Below are 10,032 nucleotides of genomic sequence, written 5' to 3'. Positions count from 1 at the left end.
GGTCGCCCCACAGGTCGTCGACGTGCTCGCAGCCGACGCTCATGCGGATGAGGCCGGGCGGGATGTGCTCCTGACCCGGATGGGCGTTGCGGCGCTCCATCGTCGTCTCCACCCCGCCGAGGCTCGTGGCGTGCCGCACGACGCGGACCGCGCCGCAGACGCGGTCGGCGGCCAAACCGTCGGCGAGCTCGAAGCTGACCACGGCCCCGAACCCGGGGTAGCGGACCCTTGTGACCGACGGGTGGTTTCGTAGGCGCGCGACGAGCGTCTGCGCGCTGGCGGTGGCGGCGCGCAGACGCAGGGGCAGCGTGCGCGCCCCGCGCAGCGCGAGGAAGCACTCGAGGGTCCCCGGGGTGGCTCCACTCAGTCCTCGGGCGCCCCGCAGCCGGGCGAGGCGCTCGTCGCTCGCCGTCACCGCGAGGCCCAGCAGCAGGTCGGAGTGCCCGCCGATGAACTTCGTGGCCGAGTGCACGACGACGTCGGCGCCCAGGCCCAGGGGCCGGCTGCCCAGCGGCGTCGCGAACGTGTTGTCGACCACGACCGTGGTGCCCTCGCGCCGCGGAGCCGCGCAGATCGCCGCGACGTCGGCGACCTCCAGGAGGGGGTTCGACGGGGACTCGATCCAGAGCATGTCGGCCTCGGCCGCCCGCGCGGCCCAGGCCGGATCGGCGACCGGGAGGCGCTCCACCCGCCAGCCGTGCTCGCGGGCGCCGGCCTGCGCCAGACCGGCGACGCCCTGGTAGCAGTCGTCGCCGAGCACGAGGTGGGCGCCGGAGGGCAGTCCGCCGAGGACGGCGGCGCACGCCGCCATGCCCGACGCGAAGGCCACGGCATGCCCGCCTTCCAGGCCCCCGACGAGCTCCTCGAGTGCCTCCCAGCCCTCGGTCGCCTCGTTGCGGCTGTAGATGCGCTCCCCGCCGAGGACGAACGTCGAGGACGGGACCATGGGCGTGTTGAGCGGGGCACCGGGCGCGTCCGCCGGTCGCCCGCCCACGATGGCCCAGGTCTCGGGGTTCAGCTCCTCAGGTCGCGCCATGGCCGCCACGGTAGTCCATGGCGTGAGGCTGTCCGGGCCCGCGCCGACCGGTGCACCGCCCGTGGACCGAAACCAGCCCGGTCAGCGCCCGACCGGTGCCAGGTCGGCGAAGCGGTCGCCCCGGACCTCGCCCGGCCCCGCTTCCGCGTCGGCGCCCGTCACACGACGAGGGGCGCCCGCGAACGGACGCCCCTCGGCACAGCGGTGCAGGTCGGTCGAGCCGACCGGCGAGCTACTTGAGCTCGACGGTGGCGCCGGCCTCCTCGAGCTCGGCCTTGAGCTTCTCGGCCTCGTCCTTCTCGAGGCCCTCCTTGACGGCCTTGGGGGCCTCGTCGACGACGGCCTTGGCCTCCTTCAGGCCCAGGCCGGTCGCCGCGCGGACGACCTTGATGACCTGGATCTTCTTGTCGCCGGCAGCCGTGATGACGACGTCGACAGTCGAGCTGCCCTCGTCCTCGCCACCGGCGTCACCGCCGGCGCCGCCGCCGGCGGCCGGAGCGGCAGCCGCGACGGCCGTCGCGGACACGCCGAACTCCTCCTCCATCGCCTTGATGCGCTCGGACAGCTCGAGCACCGAGATGCTCTTGAGCTCGTCGATCCATTCCTGAGTGGTAGCCATGTGGTTCTCCTATGCGTCGGCGGCGTCGGTTGCCGACGCGTCCGCCTGGTCGTTGTCAGTGGTGGTGTCCTGAGCGGCCGGTGCGGCCTCCTCAGCGGGTGCGTCCTCGGCCGGGGCCTCGGGCGCCTCGGCGCCGGCATCCTCGGCCGGTGCCTCCTCAGCGGCCGGAGCCGCCTCCGAAGCCGGAGCTGCCGCAGGCGCGTCCCCGGAGGGGATCTCGCCCGACTGCTTCTTCTCGAGCACGCCACCCAGCTGGATGGCGACGCCCTGGATCAGCGCGTTCATCGTGCGCACCACGCCGGTGATCGGCGAGGCGACGACGCCGACGAGCTGTCCGTAGAGGACCTCCCGCGACGGCAGCTTCGAGATCGCCGTGATCTGCGCGGCGTCCACGGGCTGGCCGTTCATCAGGCCGCCCTTGAACTCGAGCAGCTGCGTGGTCTTCTGCGCGTCGGCGACGGCCTTGGCGGCCGCGGCGACGTCACCGCGCACGAACGTCAGAGCGGTCGGGCCCGTCAGCAGACCCTTCAGCTCCGCCGCCTCGGCCTTGTCGGCCGCGCGCTCGGTCAGCGTGTTCTTGACGACGCGGAACGACGCGTCGGCCTCACGGAGCTTCCCGCGGAGATCGGCCACCTGGGCGACCGTGATCCCGCGGTAATCGACCGCGAACACCGCTTCGGACTCCGTGATATCGGCGGCGATCTCATCGATCACCGCGGCTTTCTGTTCCCTGTTCATGGGCCTCCTGTTCCGGACTTCCCGCCCCTGATCCTCGTCAGGGGCGCGCCGGAGGTCTTCGGTGGCGCGACTGTGGAGAGAGGCTACGCCGCGGAGGGCGCGACCTCCTCGAGGATGTCGCGGGTACGGGTGGGATCGACCTTCACGCCGGGCCCCATCGTGGAGGCCATGGTGATGGTCTTCAGGTACTTGCCCTTGGCGGCCGACGGCTTCGCGCGGACGAGCTCGTCGATGACCGCGGCGTAGTTCTCGAGCAGCTGCTGGGCCGGGAACGACGTCTTGCCGATGACGAGGTGCACGATCGCGGTGCGGTCCGTGCGGTACTCGACCTTGCCGGCCTTCGCCTCGCTGACCGCCTTCGTGACGTCCATCGTCACGGTGCCGACCTTCGGGTTGGGCATCTTGCCCGACGGGCCGAGCACGCGACCCAGGCGACCGACGAGCGGCATCAGGTCCGGCGTCGCGATGGCGACGTCGAAGTCGGTGAACCCCTCCTCGACGCGCTTGGCGAGATCCTCGGCGCCGACGATGTCCGCGCCGGCGGCCTCGGCCTCGGCGGCCTTGGGACCCTGGGCGAACACGACGATCTTCACGTCCTTGCCGAGACCGTGCGGCAGCGCGATGGTGCCGCGCAGCTGCTCGTCGGCGTGACGGACGTTCAGGCCGGTGCGCACGTGGATCTCGACGGACTCGTCGAACTTCGCGCGCTTCATCTCCTGCACGAGCGCGATGGCCTCGGCCGGCGAGTACTCGCGGTTGCGGTCGACCCGCAGCTTGACGTCGTTGTAGCTCTTACCGTGCTTCATGACTAGACGACCTCCACACCCATCGAGCGCGCGGTGCCGGCGATGATCTTCGCGGCGGCGTCGACGTCGTTCGCGTTCAGGTCCGGCAGCTTCTTCTCGGCGATCTCCCGGATCTGTGCCTCGGTGAGGGTCGCCACCTTCGTCCGGTGCGGCTCACCGGAGCCGGACTCGATGCCGGCGGCCTGCTTGATGAGGACGGCGGCAGGCGGGGTCTTCGTCACGAACGTGAACGAGCGATCCTCGTACACGGTGATGACGACCGGGATGACCGTGCCGCTGTCGGACTGGGTCTGCGCGTTGAACGCCTTGCAGAACTCCATGATGTTGATGCCGTGCTGGCCCAGGGCGGGGCCGACCGGCGGAGCCGGGCTGGCCTGGCCGCCAACGGCCTGCAGCTTGATCTGGGTGAGGACCTTCTTCGCCATCTGTTCCTTTCGCCTGCCACAGCGCCGCAGTACCGCGGCGGGAGTGGTCGTCTCGGCTGGGTTAGATCTTCTTCACTTGGTCGAAACCGACCTCGACCGGGGTCTCACGGCCGAAGATCGACACGAGCACCTTGAGCTTCTGAGCATCCTGGTTGATCTCGGAGATCTCCCCGGAGAAGTCCGACAGCGGGCCGCTGACGACCTTGACCGACTCACCGATGCTGAACTGCGCCTTCGTCTGGACCTTCTGCGCGACCTCGCGCTTGAGCAGGCGGTCGACCTCGGGCTGCGTGAGCGGGACCGGCTCGTTGGAGGCGCCGACGAACCCGGTCACTCCCGGCGTGCCCTTCACGAGCTGCCAGGAGTCCTCGTTGAGCTCCATGTTCACGAGCACGTAGCCCGGCATGGTGCGCTGCTCCTTGGTCTTCTTCTCGCCGTCCTTGACCTCGGAGACGGTCTCCGTGGGCACGACGATCTGACGCAGGAAGCGCTTCTGGCCCAGCGAGACCGTGCGGTGCTCGAGGTTCTGCTTGACCTTGTTCTCGTGCCCGGAATATGTGTTGACGACGTACCAGCGAAACATGCGTTCCTGCCTTAAAGGATGATGTCGACGAACCGCTCGGCGACCTGGTCGGCGAGCCCGAGGTAGGCGCCCGCGACCACGACGAACCCGAGGACGACGGCGGTGGCCTGACCGACCTGACGGCGATCCGGCCACTGGACGCGCTGAAGCTCGGCCCACGACGCCTTGAGGAACCGGCCGAACCGCGCAGGTCCCTTGGCCGTCTGCTCGGGACCAACGGGCTCCCGGGCTGCCGCCGAGGGCGCAGCGGCCATGGCGGCGGCGGCCAGCGCCTGCTCCTCAGCCGGGTCCTGCGGGTCGTTGTCGTCGTCGCGCGCCACGAGGCGTCCCGCTTACCGGGTCTCCTTGTGGGGAGTCTGACCCCGACACCACTTGCAGTACTTCCGCAGCGTGATGCGATCGGGGTTGTTGCGCTTGGACTTGTTGGTCTGGTAGTTGCGCCGCTTGCATTCCTCGCAGGCGAGGGTGACAGCGATACGCACATCTCCGCGGGCCATGTGGCGTTCCCCAGAGTAAGTGAGAAGGACGGTGCTATGACCTGCTTCCGGGCGAAAGAAAGACCCGCCCGGGAGCGAGTCGACGAGGGAGGATAGCGCGGTCCGTCGGGCGACGCTGCTACGCCCGCCCCGGCCCCGTTCAGGCCCGCGCGCTGGACTGCGGATCGAGCCGGGTCATCTGCACGGTGGCCTCGTGCCGGGAGGTCGCCGTCCCGCGGAAGACGCCCTTGATCGGCGGGATGTCGCTGTAGCTCCGGCCGTGCCCGATCTTCACGTGCGTCTCCCCCGCGAGCCGGCGGTTGGTCGGGTCCGCGCCGACCCAGACCGGCTCCCCGCGTCCGGCGCCGTCCGGCAGCAGGGCCTCCAGCCACGCGTGCGTGTGGACCTCGAGCGAGTCCGCCCCGCCGTCCTCGGGCGCCGCCCACAGGTAGCCGCTCACGTAGCGCGCGGCGATGCCGTGGTGACGGAGCAGGATGAGGCCGAGGTGCACGAAGTCCTGGCAGACCCCGCCGCCGCCGCGCAGCAGGTCCTCGACGGTCGACCCGACGTACGTGGCGTGCGGGTCGTAGCGGAACCGGTCGGGGATCAGCTCGCACAGGAGCCGCAGGGTCATCGGCGGCGTCTTGGCGCGGGTCACCTCGAACAGCTCGGTGAGCAGGTCGAGGTCCGGCTCGTCGGCCGCCGGCAGCAGGAACTCCCCCGCTGCCTCCTGGTAGGACGGGGACTCGAGTTCGTCCCACGAGGAGTCCTGGGGCTCCGGTTGCGGCGCCGTGACCACGCGCGCGCGGACGTCGATCGTCAGGTGGTCGTGCGCCTTGGGGATGCCGAACTCGATGACCTCCGTCCCGAAGTAGTCCACGTGGCGGTGCACGCGGGTCTCCGGGTCCGTGCGGAACTGGAACTCGTCGCAGCGCTGGGTGCTCGTCGTGGCGGGGCGCACGCGCAAGGCGTTGAGGTTGTCGGTGACCGGCGCGTCGTACCGGTACTCGGTCAGGTAGCGGATGGCGAAGTTCACGTGGTGACGACTCCGAGGGCCGACGCGCCGGCGAAGTAGCGCTCGGCGATGTCGATGTCGACGAGGGCGAGCTCGGACTGGATCCGCTCGAACGCGCTCTGGAGGTCCCCGTCCTCGGTCCCGTCGTCGGCGGCCCGGCGACGGAACTCCAGGTCGGCGCCCAGCCGGGTGAGCCGCAGGACCGGCTCGCTGTTGCGTGGGTTCATGTCGGCACGGTCGATCGCGCGCAGCAGGGCGTCCACGGAGGCGGCGACGCTGTCCGGGTAAGCCCGCTCGAACAGGAGGAACCGCGCGACGGGCTGGGCGTTCGGGGGGCCCGGGACGGCGCGGCGGAAGGCCTGGAAGCCCCCGACCGCCTGGAGCAGCGCGAGCGCCTGACCGTCGCGGGCGGCGGTGTCCGGGTCGCCGACGGGCAGCGCGACGCGCAGCATGCGCAGGACCATGTCGGCCGCCTCGATGCGACCGCCGGCCATCAGGAACGCGCTGGCGTCGTCGCGCAGCATCGTCCGGCCGGTGAGGCCCCAGAACAGCGCGGAGCGCTCCTTCACGTACTGGTAGAACGAGTACGGGCCGGTGCGCAGCCGGGCCGAGAGGTCGCCCTCGAGCAGCGTGAGGTTCGTGGTGTTGACGGCCTCCCACATCTCCGCGCTGATGACGTCGCGCACGGTGCGGGCGCCCTCGCGGCCACGGCGCACGCACGAGACCACGGAGAAGGGGTCCTCCGCGTCGAGCGTGAGCCGCTCGAGCACGTCGTCGCGGCGCGCCGGCGCGCCCTCCGGGTTGGCGCCCATGATCGCCAGGATCGACCCCCAGCTCAGCGTCACACCCGCCGGATCGTCCGGGCGGCCCTGCACGTCCGCCTGGAAGACCCCGTCGAGCATGCGCGCCGTGTGCTCCGCGCGCACGAGGTTGCGCCCCAGCCAGAACAGCTCGTGAGCGATGCGGGCGAGCATCAGACCTCCGGCTCCGGATCGCGCTGCTGCTGCTGCTGCTGGGCCTGACCGGACCAGCCGCTCCCGTAACGGAGGTCCGGCATGGTCGGCGGCAGCGGTCCGGGCGTGATCGTCTCGGCACGATCGCCGTCCTGGCCGTCCTCGAGGACCCATGTGTCCTTGGACCCACCGCCGCGCGAGCTGTTGACGATCATCGAGCCCTCGACCATCGCGACGCGCGTCAGGCCGCCCGGCACGATCTTGATCGTCTCGCCGAACACCGCGAAGGGACGCAGGTCGACGTGACGCGGGGCGATCACGCCGTCCACCCCGGTCGTCGGGACCGTGGAGAGGTTCACGACCTCCTGCGCGATGAAGGCGCCCGGATCGGCGACGATCGTCGCCGCGAGGGCCTCGAGGTCCTCCTTCGACGTGCTGGGACCGATCACGACGCCCTTGCCGCCGGACTCGCCCGTGGGCTTGACGACGAGCTCGTCCAGCCGGCCGAGCACCTCGGCCCGCGCCTCGGGGTCGGTGAGCAGGTAGGTCTGCACGTTCTGGAGGATGGGCTCCTCGGAGAGGTAGTACCGCACCATCTCCGGGACGTAGTGGTAGACCGCCTTGTCGTCCGCGACGCCCGTCCCCAGGGCATTGGCGATCGCGACCGTCCCGGCGCGGTAGGCCCGGACCAGACCGGGCACGCCCAGCAGCGAGTCGGGTCGGAACTCCAGCGGGTCGATGAAGTCGTCGTCGAGCCGGCGGTACACGGCGTGGACGCGCTGGAGCCCGGAGGTCGTGCGCATGTAGAGGACGTCGTCCCGCACCACGAGGTCGCTCGCCTCGACGAGCTCCACCCCCATCTGACGCGCGAGGAAGGCGTGCTCGAAGTACGCGGAGTTCAGCGGTCCCGGCGTCCAGACCACCACGGTCGCCTCGTCGTCCGTGGACGGCGCGACGGCACGCAGCGCCGCCAGCAGCAGGGACGGGTAGTGGTCGACCGGACGCACGCGGTAGTGCTGGAACAGCTGCGGCACCAGACGGGTCATGGCGACCCGGTTCTCGAGCACGTAGGAGATGCCGGACGGGGTGCGCACGTTGTCCTCGAGCACCTTCCAGGTGCCGTCGGAGTCCCGGACGAGGTCGCACCCGGCGACGTGGCAGTACACGCCGCCCGGCGGGCGGATGCCGTGCACCGCGCGGGCGAAGTGGGTGCGGCTCACGACGAGCTTCCACGGCACGATGCCGTCGCGGACGATCTCCCGCCCGTGGTAGATGTCGTCGACGAAGTGGTTGAGGGCCCGGATGCGCTGGGCGAGGCCGCGCTTGATGTGCGTCCACTCCGACGCGGGCAGGATGCGCGGCACGAGGTCCAGCGGGAAGGGCCGGTCCTTTACGGGCCCCTCCTCGCCGGTGGCGTCGAAGGTGATGCCCTGCTGCATGAAGATCGCGTCGCGCCGGCGGCCGGCAGCGGCCAGCTGCTCCGGGCCGATCCGCGCCAGTTCGTCCACCAGCGGCCCCATCTCGGGATGCGGGACACCCCCGGCGGCGAAGACCTCGTCCATGTACCCCGGCGTGGGTTCGTAGATGGCGGGGTGTTCGGTGGTGTGGTCGGACACGCACCGCTCATCATGCCCGCTTTGCCCGGAGTTGACGCTGTGCGCCGGTCGGAACAACGTCCATCGCCGTTGTCCATGAGGTCGAACCCGGCCGCGGGTCCCGACGCCGGGTGCGCCCCCCCGCCTCCCTAGACTGCCGCGCATGCTCGGGACGCCGCGACGCGCCGCCTTCGCCGGCGTGTTCGGTGCCACGCTCGTCGCGTTCCTGGCCATCGGGGCCGTCCTGCCGATCCTGCCCCGCTACGTCCAGGGCCCCCTCGAGGGCGGGGACGTCGCCGTGGGCATCGTGACGGGGGCCTTCGCGTTCGCGGCCGTGCTCGGCCGCCCCGTGGGAGGCAGGCTCGCCGACCGCCACGGCCGCAAGCCCATCGTGCTCGCGGGCATGGTCATCTGCACGATCGCGGCGTGCCTGTATTACGTGCCCCTCGGTGTGGCCGGGATCGTGTTCGCGCGACTGGTGCTCGGGCTGGGCGACGGATGGGTCTACACGGCGTCCGCCACCTGGATCGTCGACCTGGCGCCCGAGGAGCGGCGCGGGCAGGCCATCGGCCTGTTCGGCATGGCGATCTGGGGCGGCCTGGCGCTCGGTCCCCTCTTCGGCGAGCTCCTGCTCGAGATCGGCTCCTTCGAGGCGGTGTGGGCGTTCGCGGCCGCGACGCCGCTGGTCGCGGCGGCGATCGTCACCCGGCTCCCGGAGCACCGCCCATCCGCGCCGGCGCCGGCCGCACCGGCGCCGACGGCCCCGGCGACGCCGACCGCGCTGGTCGCACCGGCGCCTCCACCCGGAGGTCCGAGCGATGACCGTCACCCGGCGACGCCGATCGCACGAACCTCCGGGGAAGGCGGGGGCCGGGGTCAGCGCTCGGTCCTCCGGCGTCGGCCGGGGTGGCTCCCGCCGGGCGTGCTGCTGCCCGGCAGTGCGCTGCTGCTGGGGAACGTCGGCTACGCCACCTTCGCCGGCTTCGTCGTCCTGCACCTCGATCGGGAAGGCATCGGCCACGGGGCGGCGGCGTTCGTCGCGTTCGCCGCTGCCGTGGTCGTCGGCCGCCTGTTCCTCGGGCGGATCCCGGACCGCTACGGCCCCCGCCCCGCCTCGCTTGGCGCAGGCGCGTTGGAGGCGACCGGCCTGACGCTCGTGGCCGTCGCCGAGTCCGCTCCGGTGGCGTTCGCGGGCGCCTTGATCATGGGCCTGGGCTTCTCGCTGCTCTTCCCCGCGCTGGCGCTGATCGCGATCTCCGGCCAGCCACCGGAACGGCGCGGCGCCGTGCTGGGTCTGTTCACGGCGTTCTTCGACATCGGCGTGGGGGTGGGCGGCCCGCTCGCCGGCGCCGTGGCGGCGTCCTCGGGGTACCCGGAGGCGTTCCTGATCTCGGCGGTCTGCGCCGTCGCCGCCGCCGGGCTCGGCGTGCTCGCCGGACGCGGCGCCGCCGGGAGCGCGCCGCGCACCGGGGCGCCGCCGGCACCCGAACCGGTGTGAGCGACCCGGGTCAGCCGCGCTCGGCGACCGGTCGCAGGAACGCGGGAACGGGACGGATCATCGAGCGCCCGGACTCGCGCTCCCACGTACGTTCGAGCCCCGCAAGGTGCTCGTCCATGACGACGTCGACGCGCTCCAGGTCGCCGGAGCGGATGGCCTCGAGCGTGCGCTCGTGGATCTCCACCGACCAGGCCGGAGCCAGCGGCTCGTGGAGGGTCATGTCGCGGGCGATCTCGAGCTCGCGCAGGAGCGAGCGCATGAGCTTCATCACCGTCTGGTTGCGGGTCG

Annotated in this window: 13 protein-coding genes; 1 reads left to right on the top strand and 12 read right to left on the bottom strand. The window is 71.7% G+C overall.

Going from position 1 to position 10,032, the window contains the following annotated elements:
- The 11 genes from ABYE80_RS11640 to ABYE80_RS11590 form a co-directional block, all read right to left on the bottom strand.
- A partial coding sequence (locus ABYE80_RS11640; protein ID WP_372790445.1) for a PLP-dependent aspartate aminotransferase family protein occupies positions 1–1,036 on the bottom strand: 1,036 nt, incomplete at its 3' end.
- Positions 1,037–1,268: 232 nt separating this feature from the next.
- Entirely contained in the window at positions 1,269–1,655 is a 387-nt protein-coding gene (rplL, locus tag ABYE80_RS11635) for a 50S ribosomal protein L7/L12 (RefSeq protein ID WP_372790444.1), read from the bottom strand.
- Between the two features lie 9 nt (positions 1,656–1,664).
- Positions 1,665–2,393 (bottom strand): 50S ribosomal protein L10, encoded by a 729-nt coding sequence (gene rplJ / locus ABYE80_RS11630; RefSeq protein ID WP_372790443.1) that lies wholly within the window; start codon positions 2,391–2,393, stop codon positions 1,665–1,667.
- A gap of 83 nt (positions 2,394–2,476) precedes the next feature.
- The gene (gene rplA, locus ABYE80_RS11625; protein WP_372790442.1) at positions 2,477–3,199 is read right to left on the bottom strand and encodes a 50S ribosomal protein L1; all 723 of its coding nucleotides are present in this window, start codon (positions 3,197–3,199) and stop codon (positions 2,477–2,479) included.
- Positions 3,200–3,201: 2 nt separating this feature from the next.
- Entirely contained in the window at positions 3,202–3,624 is a 423-nt protein-coding gene (rplK, locus tag ABYE80_RS11620; RefSeq protein WP_372790441.1) for a 50S ribosomal protein L11, read from the bottom strand.
- Positions 3,625–3,685: 61 nt separating this feature from the next.
- Positions 3,686–4,207: a transcription termination/antitermination protein NusG gene (gene nusG / locus ABYE80_RS11615; protein ID WP_372790440.1), complete on the bottom strand. Its 522-nt coding sequence runs from the start codon at positions 4,205–4,207 to the stop codon at positions 3,686–3,688.
- Between the two features lie 11 nt (positions 4,208–4,218).
- A complete protein-coding gene (secE, locus tag ABYE80_RS11610; RefSeq protein WP_372790439.1) occupies positions 4,219–4,527 on the bottom strand; it encodes a preprotein translocase subunit SecE in 309 nt (102 codons plus the stop codon).
- Between the two features lie 12 nt (positions 4,528–4,539).
- On the bottom strand, positions 4,540–4,704 hold the full coding sequence (gene rpmG / locus ABYE80_RS11605) for a 50S ribosomal protein L33 (protein WP_372790438.1): 165 nt from the start codon (positions 4,702–4,704) through the stop codon (positions 4,540–4,542).
- Between the two features lie 139 nt (positions 4,705–4,843).
- Positions 4,844–5,719 carry a transglutaminase N-terminal domain-containing protein gene (locus ABYE80_RS11600; protein ID WP_372790437.1) on the bottom strand — a complete coding sequence of 292 codons (876 nt, stop codon included), beginning with the start codon at positions 5,717–5,719 and terminating at the stop codon, positions 4,844–4,846.
- Positions 5,716–6,672, bottom strand: coding sequence for an alpha-E domain-containing protein (locus ABYE80_RS11595; RefSeq protein ID WP_372790436.1), 957 nt, complete (start codon positions 6,670–6,672; stop codon positions 5,716–5,718). Before ABYE80_RS11595 ends, ABYE80_RS11600 begins: the two co-directional genes overlap by 4 nt.
- On the bottom strand, positions 6,672–8,213 hold the full coding sequence (locus ABYE80_RS11590) for a circularly permuted type 2 ATP-grasp protein (RefSeq protein WP_372790446.1): 1,542 nt from the start codon (positions 8,211–8,213) through the stop codon (positions 6,672–6,674). Before ABYE80_RS11590 ends, ABYE80_RS11595 begins: the two co-directional genes overlap by 1 nt.
- Positions 8,214–8,409: 196 nt before the next feature.
- On the opposite strand from ABYE80_RS11590, the gene ABYE80_RS11585 reads away from it, so the two are divergent.
- Entirely contained in the window at positions 8,410–9,744 is a 1,335-nt protein-coding gene (locus tag ABYE80_RS11585; protein ID WP_372790435.1) for an MFS transporter, read from the top strand.
- Between the two features lie 10 nt (positions 9,745–9,754).
- Here ABYE80_RS11585 and ABYE80_RS11580 read toward each other — a convergent pair.
- Positions 9,755–10,032 (bottom strand): FCD domain-containing protein (locus ABYE80_RS11580; RefSeq protein ID WP_372790434.1); only part of this gene is annotated, 278 nt, incomplete at its 5' end.

This window comes from Paraconexibacter sp. (assembly GCF_041602235.1).
Lineage (GTDB): Bacteria > Actinomycetota > Thermoleophilia > Solirubrobacterales > Solirubrobacteraceae > Paraconexibacter.
The sequence above is the reverse complement of the archived record's forward strand: the minus strand, read 5'-3'. Positions and strand labels throughout refer to the sequence as shown.